This is a genomic window from Bacillus sp. ISL-47, from assembly GCF_018613175.1.
GTDB lineage: Bacteria > Bacillota > Bacilli > Bacillales > Cytobacillaceae > Cytobacillus.
Window position 1 is genome coordinate 48,800 of sequence record NZ_JAGGQS010000011.1, and the last position, 16,748, is coordinate 65,547.

Annotated in this window: 18 protein-coding genes and 2 riboswitches; all 18 genes read left to right on the plus strand. The window is 41.8% G+C overall.

Annotated elements, in window-relative coordinates:
* The first annotated feature begins 120 nt into the window (after window positions 1–120).
* The 18 genes from J7I93_RS04925 to sufB all read left to right on the plus strand — a co-directional run bounded on the left by J7I93_RS04925 (window position 121) and on the right by sufB (window position 16,544).
* A complete protein-coding gene (locus J7I93_RS04925) occupies window positions 121–480 on the plus strand; it encodes an arsenate reductase family protein (RefSeq protein ID WP_214723892.1) in 360 nt (119 codons plus the stop codon).
* A gap of 90 nt (window positions 481–570) precedes the next feature.
* Entirely contained in the window at window positions 571–954 is a 384-nt protein-coding gene (gene gcvH / locus J7I93_RS04930) for a glycine cleavage system protein GcvH (RefSeq protein WP_214723894.1), read from the plus strand.
* Window positions 955–1,059: 105 nt separating this feature from the next.
* A complete protein-coding gene (locus J7I93_RS04935) occupies window positions 1,060–1,317 on the plus strand; it encodes a YusG family protein (RefSeq protein ID WP_214987650.1) in 258 nt (85 codons plus the stop codon).
* A gap of 794 nt (window positions 1,318–2,111) precedes the next feature.
* Window positions 2,112–2,465: a toprim domain-containing protein gene (locus tag J7I93_RS04940; RefSeq protein ID WP_214723896.1), complete on the plus strand. Its 354-nt coding sequence runs from the start codon at window positions 2,112–2,114 to the stop codon at window positions 2,463–2,465.
* A 10-nt stretch (window positions 2,466–2,475) separates the two neighbouring features.
* Entirely contained in the window at window positions 2,476–2,781 is a 306-nt protein-coding gene (locus J7I93_RS04945) for a thioredoxin family protein (RefSeq protein WP_214723898.1), read from the plus strand.
* A gap of 211 nt (window positions 2,782–2,992) precedes the next feature.
* Entirely contained in the window at window positions 2,993–4,264 is a 1,272-nt protein-coding gene (locus tag J7I93_RS04950) for an MFS transporter (protein ID WP_214723900.1), read from the plus strand.
* 152 nt (window positions 4,265–4,416) lie between these two features.
* A complete protein-coding gene (locus J7I93_RS04955; protein ID WP_214723901.1) occupies window positions 4,417–4,761 on the plus strand; it encodes a hypothetical protein in 345 nt (114 codons plus the stop codon).
* Between the two features lie 53 nt (window positions 4,762–4,814).
* Window positions 4,815–4,917, plus strand: a riboswitch (SAM riboswitch).
* A gap of 328 nt (window positions 4,918–5,245) precedes the next feature.
* Entirely contained in the window at window positions 5,246–6,562 is a 1,317-nt protein-coding gene (locus J7I93_RS04960; protein ID WP_214723903.1) for an O-acetylhomoserine aminocarboxypropyltransferase/cysteine synthase family protein, read from the plus strand.
* Window positions 6,563–6,709: 147 nt separating this feature from the next.
* A riboswitch (SAM riboswitch) is annotated at window positions 6,710–6,814 on the plus strand.
* 175 nt (window positions 6,815–6,989) lie between these two features.
* Entirely contained in the window at window positions 6,990–8,015 is a 1,026-nt protein-coding gene (locus J7I93_RS04965; protein ID WP_214723905.1) for a methionine ABC transporter ATP-binding protein, read from the plus strand.
* Window positions 8,008–8,676: a methionine ABC transporter permease gene (locus J7I93_RS04970; RefSeq protein ID WP_214723907.1), complete on the plus strand. Its 669-nt coding sequence runs from the start codon at window positions 8,008–8,010 to the stop codon at window positions 8,674–8,676. The genes J7I93_RS04965 and J7I93_RS04970 overlap by 8 nt, the downstream gene beginning before the upstream one ends.
* 11 nt (window positions 8,677–8,687) lie before the next feature.
* The gene (locus J7I93_RS04975; protein WP_214723909.1) at window positions 8,688–9,536 is read left to right on the plus strand and encodes a MetQ/NlpA family ABC transporter substrate-binding protein; all 849 of its coding nucleotides are present in this window, start codon (window positions 8,688–8,690) and stop codon (window positions 9,534–9,536) included.
* A gap of 150 nt (window positions 9,537–9,686) precedes the next feature.
* The gene (locus tag J7I93_RS04980; protein ID WP_214723911.1) at window positions 9,687–10,058 is read left to right on the plus strand and encodes a carboxymuconolactone decarboxylase family protein; all 372 of its coding nucleotides are present in this window, start codon (window positions 9,687–9,689) and stop codon (window positions 10,056–10,058) included.
* 602 nt (window positions 10,059–10,660) lie between these two features.
* Complete coding sequence (locus tag J7I93_RS04985) at window positions 10,661–10,801, plus strand: YuzK family famiily protein (protein ID WP_214724090.1); 141 nt, start codon at window positions 10,661–10,663, stop codon at window positions 10,799–10,801.
* Window positions 10,802–11,185: 384 nt separating this feature from the next.
* The gene (gene sufC / locus J7I93_RS04990) at window positions 11,186–11,971 is read left to right on the plus strand and encodes a Fe-S cluster assembly ATPase SufC (RefSeq protein WP_214723913.1); all 786 of its coding nucleotides are present in this window, start codon (window positions 11,186–11,188) and stop codon (window positions 11,969–11,971) included.
* Between the two features lie 17 nt (window positions 11,972–11,988).
* Window positions 11,989–13,299: a Fe-S cluster assembly protein SufD gene (gene sufD / locus J7I93_RS04995; RefSeq protein WP_214723914.1), complete on the plus strand. Its 1,311-nt coding sequence runs from the start codon at window positions 11,989–11,991 to the stop codon at window positions 13,297–13,299.
* Window positions 13,299–14,528: a cysteine desulfurase gene (locus tag J7I93_RS05000; protein ID WP_214723916.1), complete on the plus strand. Its 1,230-nt coding sequence runs from the start codon at window positions 13,299–13,301 to the stop codon at window positions 14,526–14,528. Before sufD ends, J7I93_RS05000 begins: the two co-directional genes overlap by 1 nt.
* Window positions 14,518–14,967 (plus strand): Fe-S cluster assembly sulfur transfer protein SufU, encoded by a 450-nt coding sequence (gene sufU, locus J7I93_RS05005; RefSeq protein WP_214723918.1) that lies wholly within the window; start codon window positions 14,518–14,520, stop codon window positions 14,965–14,967. Before J7I93_RS05000 ends, sufU begins: the two co-directional genes overlap by 11 nt.
* 179 nt (window positions 14,968–15,146) lie before the next feature.
* Entirely contained in the window at window positions 15,147–16,544 is a 1,398-nt protein-coding gene (gene sufB, locus J7I93_RS05010) for a Fe-S cluster assembly protein SufB (protein WP_214723920.1), read from the plus strand.
* The last annotated feature ends 204 nt before the right edge of the window (window positions 16,545–16,748 follow it).

Sequence of the window (16,748 nt, forward strand, 5' to 3'; positions counted from 1 at the left end):
AATCCGTCAAGAAGGTAAAAATCAACCTTCATGCCGGCTCGTCTTATGCTTGTCGCCGATAGGCAGGCGCCTTGCGCTTTTCTAGTAAGCCTGGATATGCTAACATTGGGTGGTGATAGAATGGCGTTGACTTTTTACTGGTATCCCAAATGCGGGACATGCCGGAAAGCGAAGAAATGGCTCGATGAACATAACTTGTCTTATGAAGAAGTACATATTGTGGAGAATCCGCCTTCACGAAGCGAGCTTGAATCGCTTTATAAAAAAAGTGGGTTGGACGTAAAAAAGTTCTTTAATACAAGTGGCCAGAAATATAGGGAGCTTGGCTTAAAGGACAAAGTGAAAACCTCATCAGAAGAAGAGCTGCTGGATATTTTGGCAACGGACGGCATGCTAATTAAGCGTCCAGTTCTGACAGACGGCCAAAAGGTAACAGTTGGCTTCAAAGAAGAGGATTATGAAAAGGCATGGCTATCCTAAGGGCTGATATTATGCTCCTACGGGCCATCATGAATTGAGCGATCGATTTTACGATCATAAATTGAAATATAAAAAGTGGAGGGATAAACTATGAGCACACCTAAAGAATTACGTTATTCAGAAGAGCATGAGTGGGTAAAAACAGAAGATGGAAAAATCCGCATTGGGATTACGCATTTTGCGCAATCAGAACTTGGCGACATCGTATTCGTTGAGCTTCCGGAAGTTGGGGATGAGCTGACTGCAGATGAGCCATTTGGAAGTGTTGAATCCGTTAAAACGGTTTCCGAGCTTTATGCACCTGTAAGCGGCAAAGTAGTTGAAGTTAACGAAGACCTTAACGACAGTCCTGAATTCGTAAACGAATCTCCATACGAAAAAGCCTGGATGGTTGTTGTTGAGCCTTCAGACTTAAGCGAAGTAGACAAGCTTATGACTGCTGAGCAATACGAGGATATGACAAACGAAGACTAATTGACTGAAAAGCCGGCTCAATACGAGCCGGTTTTTTTGCTGCATTGCCTTTAATTGCTATTTTTCTTTTATGTAGATAGGGCAAAACTATGAGTACCCAAAGGTATGAAAGGATTGGTTACCATGACATTGAAGCAGCAGAAAATCGATATAACTGACCGGGTTGTCGGCAAGCTGAAAAATGATCATATAGAGCTTTACCTTGAAAATGAAAAAATAGGACAAATCAGCCTGCCTGAAGGCTCTTCCTTTAATCTGGAACATCATTTTGAAACTGACCAGCAAAAAATTTATCAGAACGTTTCCGTTACAGATGAGGCGCAAGCCCGCTATACTGACTGTGACGAAGGCGGCTGGTGCTAACATTGTAAACAGCGGGAGAATTTCCGCTGTTTATTTAATAGGCTAAAGCATAGAAGAAGAGCATATATTGGTGTGGATAGCTGGTTCACCTAAAGAGCGTCATATTAAGGAGTGGCGCATATATTCGAAAAAGTGACGCATAAAACCCGGAAATTGATTCATAAATGTTGAAAGTAACGCATAAATTCCGGAAATTGATTCATAAACCAAAATAGATGTTAGATAAATTCAAAAACATGCTAGAAAAACCAAGTATCCTGCTCGAAAAGTATAAAACAAGTTAGATAAATTTAAAAATGACAAAGATTTGCAAGATAAAGCCAAGAAAAAGGGTTTATTTACAAGGCTGTTTTCGTTAAGTAAGTTGCTTTTTGAAGGCAAAATTAATTTTACCCAACTGAGTTGATTGTAGCGGAGGGCACTTGATCCTCAAAAATGCATTCGCATTTTCTTCGTGCGGTGATTATTCGAGGAAGCTGATTCAGTGTCCTGCGGGAGGAGAGGGAAGTGCGAGACCCCACAGGCGAAGCCGAGGAGGCTTGCAACCCTCCCCGCGGAAAGCAAGTGCCCGTAGCGGAAATCAACGGGCAGAATTCATAAACAAACACAACAATCTATGAGAAAAGAGCCTTTTACAAATCTAAATTAATAAATCTGCAAAACCCTTCCGCTCAAAAAGGCAGGAGATTCACACCATAATCAAGAATAATGAATATATTGGATAAACACTTTCTTTAACGGTTTTTAACTGCAAAGCAATTCTGCTTCAAAATAACTCCTTTCAGGTGATGACGATGAATGAGGCAATTCCGGAGAAAGTTATTATTGTTGAGGGAAAGTCAGATAAAACAAAGGTGAAAAGTATCATAAGAGAGCCGGTAGAGATTATTTGCACTAACGGAACAATCAGCATAACGAAACTGGACGAATTAATTGACACACTGTTTGATAAGGATGTATATATATTGGTGGATGCTGATTCAGCCGGGGAAAAGCTGAGGAAACAATTTAAAAGAGAGTTTCCCGAGGCAGAGCATCTATACATCGACAGGATGTACAGAGAGGTAGCCACAGCTCCTGAACATCATTTGGCTACGGTTTTGCTGGGAGCTAATATTGACGTTTATACACAGTACTTAGACAGGTAAGGATGATAAAATGCTGGAATGGTCGCACCATGAGATTGATGAAGCGGTAAATGGGCAAAAAAGCGCTCTCTTATATTTGTACACGCCTATGTGTGGAACCTGCCAAATGGCAGGCAAGATGCTGGCCGTTGCAGCTGAATTGCTGCCAGACAAAAAAATGGGGAAAGCGGATTTAAACTATATGCCGGAAATCGCTGAAAAGTGGGGAGTCGAAAGCGTCCCTTGCCTCATCATCTTCAAAGAAGGAAAAGTTCATGAAAAGCTTTATGCTTTCCGGTCTGTCCCACACTTATTGGAGAAAATCAGGAATAGATAAATAAGTCCCATTAGCATGACTGCGGTACCGGCCGAATGCTTTGAAAAACCAGGTGTTGATTCCACCTGGTTTTTTCTATTAAGAAACTGAAATCCCACCTTTTAAAATATTCAAAATATATTTACAAACGTTTGCGGAAAGGAGTATGATACTTAGGAAATCGAAATAAAATCAAATGTGATTATACATACAGCGCAGGGATGGGATCGAGATGGCATTTTACAGGGAATGGGCTGGCCAGATTAAAGGCTACAATCGCAATATAAAATTGGCCTTTATGGCTAATATACTTACGCAAATAGGCTTTGGAATCTTCATGGTCATTTATAATTTCTACATAAGGGAACTTGGTTACTCTGAAAATATTAATGGCCAGGTTATATCCATGACTGCACTCGCAACGGCGATGATTCTTGTTCCGGCAGGGATTGCGAGCGACAGGATTGGCAGAAAGAAAGCGATGCTTTTTGGAGCTGCAGCCACGGGTGCTGTTATGCTGTTCAGAAGTGTGATTGAATTGCAGTCACTGCTAATTTTGTTTGCCTTTTTTTCAGGGCTGACGACTGCCTTTTTACAGGTATCCAGCATTCCATGGCTAGCCGAAAATTCGAAGGCTGATCAGAGGGTTCACCTGTTTAGCATTCATTTTGCGATCATGACCGGAGCCAATGTAATAGGCAATCTGAGCGGCGGGATCTTAACGGACATATTTTCTCTATTTACTACCCACCTGAACAGTCTTCGGATCACGCTTTTAATTGGCAGCCTGTTTTTTATGGCTGGACTGATACCAATCCTGCGTTTCAATGAAAAGCAGAAAGGTAAGAGGGAGGACAAACCCTTAAAGAGATTCTCTTTTAAAGACCTTTCGTTTAAAAATGACGGTATTAAAATTATTGCCATGTTTGCTTTTGCTCAGCTGCTGATTGGGTTTGGGGCTGGATTAGTTATTCCTTATCTGAATTTGTATTTCGCTGACCGTTTTGCCGCATCAAATTCTGCTATTGGATTTATTATTTCCCTTGGGCAGGCAGCCACTGCTTTTGCAATGATTATCGGTCCTATCGTCGTAAGGAAGGTTGGGGAAGTCAAAGCTGTCGTGATTCTGCAGCTAATGTCGCTTCCATTTCTGCTTTTAACCGCTTATACGGAACATCTATGGCTGGCTGCCATCGGTTTTCTATTCCGCCAGGCCCTGATGAATGCAGGAAATCCAATCCAAATGTCGCTCATGATGTCCAAGGTAGATGATTCAATGAAGGGGCTCGCAAATTCTGTTAATCAAATGGTATTTAATCTTGGCTGGGCGGTGATGGGTCCCGTATCAACCGGAATCGTCATTAAATACGGGGCTTACTGGGGCTACGCACTCGTCTTCTCGATAACTGCTTCATTGTACCTTGTCGGATCTCTTTACTTTTTCTTCGTGTTTAGAAGCTACAAAAAGACAAAAGCTGCCAATCCTGCAGTAAAAGCAGTATAATCTGACATATTTCTCGGGAAATGATTGATAATGCCTTTTAAAAACGGGCATTGTCTTTTTTTTATGCTGTATTTGTCGAACAAAAATAAAAGGACTGTAAAACGCAATTACTGAATATAACAAGGAAGAAACCCAGTACGAGGGGGGAGGCTATGGAAGATTTAGCAGATCTATTTGTCAGGGAGAATCAAGCAAAAGGCCATGTAGGATATTTATTAAGAAAATCGTCTTTTTCTATCCTTATCCAAGCGGGAAATATTAGCATACCTCTGCAGATTACAAAAGGGGAAATCAAGAAAGCCAGGCGAACAAAGAAATTTGATGTTAAGATAACAGGCTCTGAAGAAGCTATTCATTCAATTATTTCCGGCAGGGTCAAGCTTAGAGATGCCCTAACCCGGAAAGATATCGCAATAGACACCACCTTCCGAAAAACTCTTTTGCTTGAGTCCTTTTTCTGTTTAGGCAAGATCAAGATTTCATATGAAAACACTTGACCACTTTCGAAAAAGTATGATAGTATCACTTTAACTTAAAAATTAACTGAATATTCTTATCAAGAGTGGCGGAGGGACTGGCCCAACGAAGCCCGGCAACCGGTAGTTTACACGGTGCTAAATCCAGCAGAGCAATTTGGCTCTGGAAGATAAGAAGAGATGGTAGAGCCCTCTTCTTATGAAGAGGGTTTTTTGGCTATTCGTGATTTTGGCACCCTTTTGATTGTAGCGGAGGGCACTTGATCCTCGAAAATGCATCCGATTTTCTTACGACGAGGGTCTATTCAAGGAAGTTTATTCAATGTCCAGCGGGAAGAGAGGGAAGTGCCAGACCCCGCAGGCGAAGCCGAGGAGGCTCGCAAACCTCCCCGCGGGTTCGCTGAGTGCCCCATGCTGAAATCAACGGGCAGAATTCATAAACAAAAACAACAATTTATGAGAAAAGAGTTTTTATTAAACAATAACAAATAAAGGAGAGAGAAACATGACTGACAAACAAAAAAGCTACCGTTTTGAAACACTAGGAGTACATGGGGGACTGAATCCTGATCCGGTTACGGGGGCAAGAGCAGTGCCGATTTACCAGAACAATGCTTACCAATTCAAAAATACAGACCATGCCGCAGATCTTTTTGCCTTAAAGGAACCTGGATACATTTATAGCCGGATACATAATCCGACTGTAAGTGTATTTGAGGAAAGAGTGGCTTTGCTTGAAGGCGGAGTGGGTGCTTTGGCGCTTGCAAGCGGTCAATCTGCTATTACTCTGGCAATCCTAAATCTTGCTCAGGCGGGGGATGAGATTGTTGCGGCCTCCAATCTATATGGCGGTACTTATAATTTGTTTGCAGTCACCCTTCCTAAGTACGGGATTGATGTTAAGTTTGTGGATCCAAAAGATCCGGAAAACTTTAGAAACGCCATAACAGATAAAACCAAGGCAGTCTTTGCTGAAACGATTGGAAACCCGAGTTTGAAGGTTCTTGATCTTGAAAAGGTGGCTGCAATCGCTCATGAAAACGGAGTTCCTCTAATCATTGATAATACCTTTGCAACACCTTATTTATGCAGGCCGATTGAGCATGGCGCTGATATCGTTATTCACTCAGCGACTAAATGGCTGCTTGGAAATGGAACAACAATGGGCGGCATTATCGTGGATGGCGGAAAGTTTGATTGGAATTCACCGAAGTTTCCTGGCTTCACAGAACCTGATCCAAGCTACCATGATATTGTTTATAGTGAAGCGATTGGCGAGGCTGCTTATATTATTAAAGCACGAGTTCAGCTTTTAAGAGATTTGGGGCCGGCAATGAGTGCGCAAAGTGCATTCCAGTTCACATTGGGACTTGAGACCTTGCATGTGAGAATGAAGGAGCATATTGCCAATACGAAGAAAGTGGTTGAATATCTGGAAGCCCACCCTGCGGTTAACTGGGTGCTTTACCCAGGCCATGAAAGCCATCCGGATAAAGCTCTGGCAGATAAATATTTGCCTAAAGGAGCAGGCGCTGTCGCTGTTTTCGGAATTGCAGGCGGCCGGGAAGCTGGTGCAAAGCTGATTAATAGCCTTCAGCTTTGGGCCCATGTGGCCAATGTCGGGGATGCAAAGAGCCTAATCATCCACCCGGCCAGCACGACCCACCAGCAGCTCGATAAAGAAGGTTTAAAGGCAGCGGGGGTACCTCAAGATTTAATTCGGATTTCTATCGGGATCGAGAATGCGGATGATCTGATTGAAGATCTCGAGCAGGCAATTGAAGCTGCGACAGGTATAAATTCTTTGGCTGCAAAAGCTTAATGACGGCAAGAAAAATTTACCGTCCATTTTTTAAAAAAGTTTAAAAGTTCATCGTTGACACCTTTTTAAAAGCTATGATACGATAGCAAACGTAATTAAAAAGCTGCTTAAATCATTTAAAGTGTTAATTGAATATAGAACGTTACGCTCTTATCAAGAGAGGTGGAGGGAAGTGCCCTATGAAGCCCGGCAACCGTCATTAATTTGAAATGGTGCCAATTCACTCAAAGCAATCGCTTTGACAGATGAGAGAAAGGACTTAAATTTTTAATGCCTTTCTGCTCATGCGCAGAAAGGCATTTTTATTTTTCGGGCATCAGCTCGTTATTCTGCTCATGAATGAAAGCGGCTGAGCAGTCGAAAACTAGAAAAAAAGCGGTCTTTTAATTAAAATCTGTATTTTCGATTAAAGAGGTGAAACAACACGTTGATTTCCATAAAAGATGTAAAGAAGATTTATTCCTCTAAAAAGGGCCAGGTGAAAGCCGTAGATGACGTAAACCTGGAGATAAAAGAAGGAGAAATCTTCGGTGTGATCGGATATAGCGGCGCAGGTAAAAGTACTTTAATCCGCATGCTAAACGGCCTTGAGCTTCCAACACAAGGAAGTGTAATCGTGGCCGGCAATGATGTTTCAAAAATAAAAGGCAGCAAATTAAGGAAAGCACGCCAGGAAATAAGCATGATTTTCCAGCATTTTAACCTATTATGGTCGAGAAGTGTCAGGGATAATATTGCATTTCCGCTTGAAATTGCAGGTGTTCCAAGGCAGGAAAGACTGAAAAGAGTAAACGAACTCATCAAGCTGGTCGGCCTGGATGGCAGAGAGGATGCGTATCCTTCTCAGCTGAGCGGCGGACAAAAGCAAAGGGTCGGGATTGCGAGAGCCCTTGCGAATAACCCAAAAGTGCTGCTTTGTGACGAGGCCACATCAGCACTCGATCCGCAAACAACTGACTCGATTCTCGATTTGCTTGTTGATATCAATGAGCGTTTAGGTTTAACAATTGTACTGATTACACATGAAATGCACGTAATCCGTAAAATTTGCCACCGTGTTGCTGTCATGGAAGGCGGCAGGATTGTTGAAATTGGCCCTGTGCTGGATGTCTTTAAAAATCCTAAAGCGATGATTACGAAGCGCTTTGTCCAGCAGGTCACAGAGCCTGAGGAGACAAAAGAAACAATTGATCACTTAGTGGATGTATATCCGCGCGGAAAAGTAGTGCAATTAGGATTTGTCGGAGAAGCAGCTGAACAGCCATTAATAACGAATTTGATCCGGAATTTCCAGGTGACAGTTAATATTCTTCAAGGGAAGATATCTCAAACACAAAATGGCTCTTATGGAACTTTGTTCATCCATTTGGATGGAGATGCAGAGGAAGTTGCCAAAGCAATTGATTATATCCAATCCCAGCAGGTTGGCGTGGAGGTGATTTCCAATGCTTAACGAATGGTTTCCAAATGTAAAATGGGACTCCATGTGGGAAGCTACCATGGAAACCCTTTATATGACTGCTATATCTGTGGTTGCAACATTTATTTTAGGTGCGATTTTGGGGCTGCTTCTCTTCCTGACCTCAAAGGGGAATATCTGGGAAAATGCTGCAGTCAATAAAGTCATTTCAGCTTTCGTAAATATTTTTCGTTCTATTCCGTTCATTATCTTAATTGTTCTTTTAATTCCTTTTACCAAATTCCTAATCGGAACCATGATTGGGGAGGATGCAGCATTGCCTGCATTAATAATTGGGGCAGCGCCATTTTACGCGCGGATGGTTGAGATTGGGCTTAGAGAAATTGATAAAGGCGTCATTGAAGCGGCCAAGTCCATGGGTGCCAAAACAAGCACGATTATCTGGAAGGTCCTTCTTCCTGAATCCATGCCAGCCCTAGTTTCGGGTATTACAGTAACAGCCATTGCCCTTGTTGGCTACACAGCTATGGCTGGTGTGATCGGTGCAGGAGGACTAGGGAACCTTGCATACCTGGAAGGATTCCAGAGAAGCCGTAATGATGTCGTTTTGATGGCGACCATTATTATTCTGATCATCGTATTTATCATCCAGTTTATTGGTGATTTAATAACAACAAAATTAGACAAACGATAGGAGAGATCAACATGAAAAAGTGGTTATCACTCGTTCTTGCACTTGCAGTGGCACTTGTACTTGCAGCTTGCGGAACTTCAGAAGAAGAAGGAAATAATGCAGGGGATGGCGGAGATAGCAAAGAAAGCACTAAAATTACTGTAGGTGCTTCCAACGTACCGCACGCTGAAATTCTTGAAGAAGCGAAACCGCTTCTTGAGGAAAAAGGCTTTGAACTAGATGTTGTTACATTCCAGGATTATGTGCTGCCAAACCAGGCTTTAGAGTCTGAAGAGCTTGATGCAAACTATTTCCAGCACATTCCTTACCTTGAATCACAAAAAGCAGAGCATGGCTATGACTTTACAAATGCTGGCGGAATTCATATCGAGCCAATCGGTGTGTATTCTCAAAAATATAAGAACCTTGAAGATCTTCCTGAAGGTGCAACGATCATCATGAGCAACTCTGTAGCAGACCATGGCCGGATCTTATCCATGCTAGAAGCAGAAGGCCTTATTACATTAAACGAAGATGTTGAAAAAACAGAAGCTACCTTAGAAGATATTAAAGACAACCCTAAGAAGCTGGAATTTGATACAGAATATGAAGCTTCCCTGCTTCCGCAAATTTACAACAATGGTGAAGGCGATGCTGTTCTAATCAACTCTAACTATGCAATTGACGCAGGCTTGAATCCATTAAAAGACTCAATTGCGATCGAGGACAAAGAGTCACCATATGTAAACGTGATTGCTGTCCGCAGCGGAGATGAAGAAAAAGAAGGAATTAAAGCTTTAGTACAAGTTCTTCGTTCAAAGGAAATTCAGGACTTCATTCTTGAAAAATATGAAGGAGCCGTTGTACCGGTTTCCGAATAATAGAGCTAAAAAAGCAGGCGCGTATGCCTGCTTTTTTGTATCTTATTAGGTTTCCATTATATGCCCAGCCTATTGGCTTATCTATCCGCATAGTTTGAAAAATAATCAAACATACTAACGTTGATAATAATTTGAATGGAGTGGAGCAAAATGGAACATTATCATGAACCATCAAACTCAATAGAAGCAGCTCTTCATGATTATAAAGTAGGATTAGGTGTATTCACTGAAAAAATGCCTGATTTGGCCCAGCATTATAATGCCTTTACAGAAGCTTGCTTTAAGGAAGGAACATTAAGCCAAAAACAGAAGCAGCTCATTGCACTTGGAATCAGCTTATATTCTCAGGACGAATACTGCATTATCTATCATACAAAAGGCTGCATTGACCAGGGAGCTTCAGAGGAAGAAATTCTGGAAGCGGTAGGTGTAACAGCTGCATTCGGCGGCGGTGCTGCAATGAGCCAGGCAGTTACTCTTGTCCAGGAAGCCATGACTGAATTGAATCAGCTTAAACAATAAATAACCCTTCAGCTCCTGCCTAAAAGCAGGAGTTTTAATTTTTTAGACTCTTTACTCATGGATTGTTGTTTTTGTTTATAAATCCTACCCGTTGATTTCCGCTGGGGCACTTGCTTTCAGCGGGGAGGGTGCGAGCCTCCTCGGCTTCGCCTGTGGGGTCTCACACTTCCCTCACTTCCCGCAGGACAATGAATAAGCATCCTGAATAAACATCGCACGAAGGAAATGCGAAGCATTTACGAGGAGTCAAGTGCCCTCCGCTACAATCAACTCAGTTGGTTAAAATACGTTTGCCTTCAAAAAGCAACAAACTTTACGAAAAAGTCTTTTCTATAAGCTTGTATAATTTCAGAAAATTTTTAAAACAACCATTTATCAGGAGGAAATAGCCTTTATTGTAAGAATGGGTGAGATGAAAGCGCTTCAGCAAATCTGGTTCCTTATTTTGCTAAAAAAATCAGGTTTTTTCGGCTTTGTGTCGGGTATAAGTGAAGTGTTAAGATTTTAAATGTAAAAACTAAATGCGAAAGCATAAAAACCGAAAGGATTGATTCATTATCAGTCAGTTACAGCTGAACTACACGAGTGAAATGGAGAAAGCAATGCAAGCTGCCCATGGAGTTGGATATGAAGTGTACAGCCGGAAACATGATGTTCGTATGGAAGTTGAAAAGAAACGTGAAGAAGATTATCTGCAAAGCCAGCGTTTAGTTGCCGATCTTGAAAGAAAAATTCATTCCTAGGATTAAACCATATATGTAATAAAGAAGAAAAATGGAAACCAGCTGCTCTGTGCGCTGGTTTTCTTTTTTATAAATATTTTGACGTACCCTTCCATCCATTCTCATTTAAGCTTTCCATACATGAATCAACCATCGGGGGAAAAAATAAATAGGACATGCCTGTTTTTTTAAGCCGACACTCTTTGATGAAGGATAGATTCTATGATAAAATCTTCATTTAAAGACTTTCTAAACATTTTTGTTTGAAAAGTTTGTTAAAGGGTCTTAAAGAGTTGCTATGAAATTTCATTTGTTATAAGATTGTAATGAGAATAAAATGAGAATAGAGATTTGCGGCAAACAGCCGATTACACAAATCTTCTTTTATTGACGGAGGTATATATTATGGCAGGATCAGTACTAACTATCAAAGACCTTCATGTTGCTATTGAGGGGAAAGAAATATTAAAAGGTGTAAACCTTGAAATTAAAGGCGGAGAAATCCACGCAATCATGGGGCCTAATGGAACAGGTAAATCTACATTATCATCTGCAATCATGGGCCACCCTAAATATGAAGTAACTGGGGGAAGCATTACTTTAGATGGTAAAGATGTTCTTGAAATGGAAGTTGACGAACGTGCACAAGCTGGCCTTTTCCTTGCAATGCAATACCCAAGTGAAATCAGCGGTGTTACAAATGCTGACTTCTTACGTTCAGCAATCAACAGCCGCATGGAAGAAGGCAATGAAATTTCTTTAATGAAATTTATCCGTAAAATGGACAGCAAAATGGAATTCCTTGAAATGGATCTGGACATGGCACAGCGTTACTTAAATGAAGGTTTCTCTGGCGGTGAAAAGAAGCGCAATGAGATTCTTCAATTAATGATGCTTGAACCAAGAATCGCGATTCTTGATGAAATCGATTCAGGTTTGGATATTGATGCATTGAAGGTTGTTTCTAAAGGAATTAACGAAATGCGCGGAGAAGATTTTGGATGCTTAATTATCACTCACTACCAGCGCCTTCTTAACTACATCACTCCTGACCATGTACATGTGATGATGCAGGGACGCGTTGTAAAATCAGGCGGTCCTGAGCTTGCACAGCGTTTAGAATCAGAAGGATATGACTGGATTAAACAAGAATTGGGCATTGAAGACGAAACAGTTGGGCAAGAAGCGTAAGCGTTAGGGGGATCACTATGACAACGGAAATAAAACTACCATTTGACAAGGAATATGTAAGTTCCTTCTCAAAAGATATGGGCGAGCCGGCATGGCTGACAGAACTCCGTCTAAATGCGCTTGCAAACGCGGAAAACCTGCCAATGCCAAAGCCTGATAAAACAAAAATAGATAAATGGAACTTCACACAGTTCGAAAAACACATCGTAGGAAGTGAAGACTTTGCTTCATTAAACGACCTTCCTGAGGATGTTAGAAATCTGATTGACCTTGAAGCAGGCGACCAGAATCTTTACATTCAGCGCAATAACAGACCAACACATTTGTCTCTTTCAAAAGAGCTTCAGGGTAAAGGCGTTATTTTCACTGACATCTTTACTGCTGCAAGAGAACATAGCGACCTTCTTCAGAAGTACTTTATGAAGGATGGCGTGAAAACAGATGAGCACCGTTTGACTGCGCTGCATGCAGCCCTTTTAAACGGCGGAGCTTTCTTGTATGTTCCTAAAAACGTGGAAATTGCAGAACCTATTCAGGCTGTATATATCCACGATAATAAAGAAGCAAACCTTTTCAATCATGTATTGGTTGTGGCTGATGATAACAGCTCAGTCACATATGTTGAAAACTATGTTTCAACAGTTGAAGAAGCAAATGGCATTTTTAATATTGTGACTGAAGTGATTGCGAATGCCAATGCTAAAGTTCAATACGGTGCAGTTGATACGCTTGCAAAAGGCACAACTGCTTATGTGAACCGCCGCGGTGTTGCAGGACGCGATGCACGCATTGAATGGGCTCTTGGCCTTATGAATGATGGCAACACGGTTTCTGAAAATACGACTAATCTTGTTGGCGATGGCTCCTTTGGGGACACAAAAACAGTTGTAGTCGGACGCGGGGAACAAACGCAAAACTTCACTACAAAGGTCATTCATTTTGGAAAGAATTCAGAAGGATATATTCTGAAGCATGGAGTTATGAAAGATTCCGCATCTTCCATCTTTAATGGAATCGGAAAAATCGAGCATGGCGCTACGAAGTCAAATGCCGAGCAGGAGTCACGCGTACTGATGCTAAGCGAAAAAGCGCGCGGAGACGCCAACCCAATTCTATTGATTGACGAAGACGATGTAACCGCAGGACACGCAGCATCAGTTGGACGGGTGGATCCTTTGCAGCTTTACTACTTAATGAGCCGCGGGATTTCACAAAAAGAGGCAGAGCGCCTTGTTATTCACGGATTCCTTGCACCGGTTGTTAATGCTCTTCCAATTGAAGGAGTTAAAAAGCAGCTGACAGCCGTCATTGAAAGGAAAGTAAAATAATGAATGTCCGGGATATTCGGCAAATGTTTCCCATCCTGGATCAGGAAGTCAACGGAAAGCCTCTTGTTTACTTAGACAGTGCGGCTACTTCCCAAAAGCCTGCTCCTGTTATCGAAGCGCTTGATAAATACTATCGGGAATATAACTCCAATGTTCATAGAGGAGTCCATACACTCGGAACAAGAGCAACGGATGGCTATGAAGGTGCAAGGGAAAAAGTCCGCAAGTTCATTAATGCTAATTCAACTGAGGAAGTTATTTTTACAAGAGGAACAACAACAGCCATCAATACAGTTGCTGCCAGCTATGGACGTGACAACCTGGATGAAGGGGATGAAATTGTGATTTCCTATATGGAGCATCACAGCAATATTATTCCTTGGCAGCAGGTTGCCAAACAAACGGGTGCAACACTCAAGTACCTTCCTCTTCAGGAAGATGGGACGATCTCCTTGGATGATGTAAGGGAAACCGTGAATGGCAATACCAAAATCGTTTCGATCATGCAGGTATCGAACGTACTTGGCGTGATGAACCCGATAAAGGAAATTGCAAAAATTGCCCATGAAAATGGCGCTATTATGGTTGTGGATGGCGCTCAAAGTGCTCCTCATATGAAGATTGATGTTCAGGACCTGGATTGCGATTTTCTTGCATTTTCTGGCCATAAAATGTGCGGCCCTACAGGCATCGGTGTTCTGTACGGAAAGAAAAAGCATCTGGAGAAGATGGAGCCGGTCGAGTTTGGCGGAGAAATGATCGACTTTGTCGGCCTTTATGAATCCACTTGGAAAGAGCTTCCATGGAAATTTGAAGGTGGAACGCCCATCATTGCTGGTGCCATTGGTTTAGGTGCTGCGATTGATTTTCTTGAACAGATTGGCTTGGATGAAATTGAAGCATATGAGCACAAGCTTGCTGCTTATGCTATGGAAAAACTGTCCGACATTGAGGGCATGACGATCTACGGTCCGAAAGAAGCATCTAAGCGTGCCGGACTCGTCACTTTCAATATTGACGATGTCCACCCTCATGATGTGGCTACTGTATTGGATGCAGAAGGAATTGCTGTTCGTGCCGGCCACCATTGCGCACAGCCGCTAATGAAATGGCTCAAGGTTTCTGCAACTGCACGTGCAAGCTTCTATCTGTACAATACAGAAGAAGATATTGATAAGCTTGTTGCAGGGCTTGTCAAAACAAAGGAGTATTTCAGCGATGTCTTCTAAAAATTTAGATACCCTTTACCGCCAGGTGATTATGGATCATTATAAAAATCCTCGTAACAAAGGGGTACTTGAAGATGACAGCTTGACGATCAATATGAATAATCCTACTTGCGGAGACCGAATTCAATTGACGTTGAAGCTTGAGGATGGCAAAGTGACAGATGCGAAGTTTGAAGGCGAAGGCTGTTCGATTTCCATGTCTTCAGCTTCAATGATGACTCAAGCCATCAAGGGTAAAAATATTGAGGAAGCATTAAAGCTTTCCAAAGTTTTCTCTGACATGATGCTGGGAAAAGAATATGATGAAGATGATTTGGATCTTGGCGATATCGAAGCTCTTCAGGGTGTATCCCAGTTTCCGGCCAGAATCAAATGTGCTACATTGGCATGGAAAGCAATGGAGAAGGGCATTAACGAGGAAAACGAAGACCAGGAATAATCATTCAATCAAACGTTTGATTGAACCTTTATAAAAGCAGTTTTATAGCTAAATGTTAACAGAGCCAAAGAAAAAATAATCAAACTTTTGTTCAAAATTTTTTCACCTGCCTTGTGTGATAAAATATTATGAAATGATTGGGCGAGGGCCCTTTCCTAAACGAATGGAGGAATACGACGATGGCAAAAAAAATGCCTGAGATCGGCGATTACAAGTATGGTTTTGCCGATAAAGACGTTTCCATTTTCCGATCAAAACGCGGTTTGACAAAAGAAATTGTTGAAGAGATTTCAAAATTGAAGGAAGAGCCACAGTGGATGCTTGACTTCCGTTTAAAATCATTAGAGCATTTCTATAACATGCCTATGCCGCAATGGGGCGGAGATTTAGCGTCATTAAATTTTGATGAAATTACGTACTATGTTAAGCCTTCTGAAAAAACGGAGCGCTCCTGGGATGAAGTGCCTGACGAAATCAAGCAAACGTTTGATAAATTGGGTATTCCGGAAGCGGAGCAGAAGTATCTTGCTGGTGTTTCTGCACAGTACGAATCAGAGGTAGTTTACCATAACATGCAGGAAGACCTTGAAGCTAAAGGAATTGTGTTTAAAGATACTGATTCCGCTCTTCGCGAAAATGAAGACATTTTCCGTGAGCACTGGGCAAAGGTTATCCCTCCAACAGATAACAAATTCTCTGCGTTAAACTCAGCGGTTTGGTCTGGCGGATCGTTCATCTACGTTCCTAAAGGTGTTAAGGTGGATACGCCATTACAGGCATACTTCCGCATTAACTCCGAGAACATGGGACAGTTTGAGCGTACGTTAATCATTGTGGATGAAGGTGCACATGTACATTATGTAGAAGGATGTACGGCTCCTGTTTACACAACAAATTCACTTCACAGTGCGGTTGTTGAAATCATCATCAAGAAAGACGCATACTGCCGCTATACAACGATTCAGAACTGGGCGAACAACGTATTTAACCTGGTTACAAAGCGTGCGGTTTGCGAAGCGAACGCAACAATGGAATGGATTGACGGAAACATTGGATCAAAATTAACAATGAAATACCCAGCAGTTATCCTTAAAGGAGAAGGTGCGCGCGGTATGACCCTTTCCATTGCATTAGCAGGTAAAGGGCAGCACCAGGATGCAGGTGCGAAAATGATCCACCTTGCACCAAACACTTCTTCAACGATTGTATCCAAATCGATTTCCAAGCAGGGCGGCAAAGTAACATACCGCGGGATCGTTCACTTCGGCCGTAAAGCGGATGGTGCACGTGCCAACATCGAGTGTGATACGTTAATCATGGATAACCAGTCAACTTCAGATACAATTCCTTACAACGAAATCCTGAATGACAACATCTCTCTTGAGCATGAGGCGAAGGTTTCAAAAGTATCCGAAGAACAGCTATTCTACCTAATGAGCCGCGGAATTTCCGAGGAAGAAGCAACAGAAATGATCGTAATGGGCTTCATCGAGCCATTCACGAAAGAGCTTCCAATGGAATACGCAGTAGAAATGAACCGTCTAATCAAGTTCGAAATGGAAGGTTCTATCGGTTAATAATATAAATTTTTGAAAAATGATTGAACGGCCATGCCGTTCAATCATTTTTTAGTATAAAGAGGTTCCTCCTTTGCAGCGTTGAACTGTGCTAGAAGGCAGCCCTTCACCTTATCTTAGTCCTTCTGCCGATTTCTTAATGTCTTAAATAACCCCAAATAGAATATTAAAAATTCATCTATAATGACTAATCTTAGGCTATAG

Bases quoted from the DNA above. Each gene is read 5' to 3' on its own strand.
- J7I93_RS04925 (WP_214723892.1), top strand. From the start codon at position 121: ATGGCGTTGACTTTTTACTGGTATCCCAAATGCGGGACATGCCGGAAA.
- gcvH (WP_214723894.1), top strand. From the start codon at position 571: ATGAGCACACCTAAAGAATTACGTTATTCAGAAGAGCATGAGTGGGTA.
- J7I93_RS04935 (WP_214987650.1), top strand. From the start codon at position 1,060: ATGAAAGGATTGGTTACCATGACATTGAAGCAGCAGAAAATCGATATA.
- J7I93_RS04940 (WP_214723896.1), top strand. From the start codon at position 2,112: ATGAATGAGGCAATTCCGGAGAAAGTTATTATTGTTGAGGGAAAGTCA.
- J7I93_RS04945 (WP_214723898.1), top strand. From the start codon at position 2,476: ATGCTGGAATGGTCGCACCATGAGATTGATGAAGCGGTAAATGGGCAA.
- J7I93_RS04950 (WP_214723900.1), top strand. From the start codon at position 2,993: ATGGCATTTTACAGGGAATGGGCTGGCCAGATTAAAGGCTACAATCGC.
- J7I93_RS04955 (WP_214723901.1), top strand. From the start codon at position 4,417: ATGGAAGATTTAGCAGATCTATTTGTCAGGGAGAATCAAGCAAAAGGC.
- J7I93_RS04960 (WP_214723903.1), top strand. From the start codon at position 5,246: ATGACTGACAAACAAAAAAGCTACCGTTTTGAAACACTAGGAGTACAT.
- J7I93_RS04970 (WP_214723907.1), top strand. From the start codon at position 8,008: ATGCTTAACGAATGGTTTCCAAATGTAAAATGGGACTCCATGTGGGAA.
- J7I93_RS04975 (WP_214723909.1), top strand. From the start codon at position 8,688: ATGAAAAAGTGGTTATCACTCGTTCTTGCACTTGCAGTGGCACTTGTA.
- J7I93_RS04980 (WP_214723911.1), top strand. From the start codon at position 9,687: ATGGAACATTATCATGAACCATCAAACTCAATAGAAGCAGCTCTTCAT.
- J7I93_RS04985 (WP_214724090.1), top strand. From the start codon at position 10,661: ATGCAAGCTGCCCATGGAGTTGGATATGAAGTGTACAGCCGGAAACAT.
- sufC (WP_214723913.1), top strand. From the start codon at position 11,186: ATGGCAGGATCAGTACTAACTATCAAAGACCTTCATGTTGCTATTGAG.
- sufD (WP_214723914.1), top strand. From the start codon at position 11,989: ATGACAACGGAAATAAAACTACCATTTGACAAGGAATATGTAAGTTCC.
- J7I93_RS05000 (WP_214723916.1), top strand. From the start codon at position 13,299: ATGAATGTCCGGGATATTCGGCAAATGTTTCCCATCCTGGATCAGGAA.
- sufU (WP_214723918.1), top strand. From the start codon at position 14,518: ATGTCTTCTAAAAATTTAGATACCCTTTACCGCCAGGTGATTATGGAT.
- sufB (WP_214723920.1), top strand. From the start codon at position 15,147: ATGGCAAAAAAAATGCCTGAGATCGGCGATTACAAGTATGGTTTTGCC.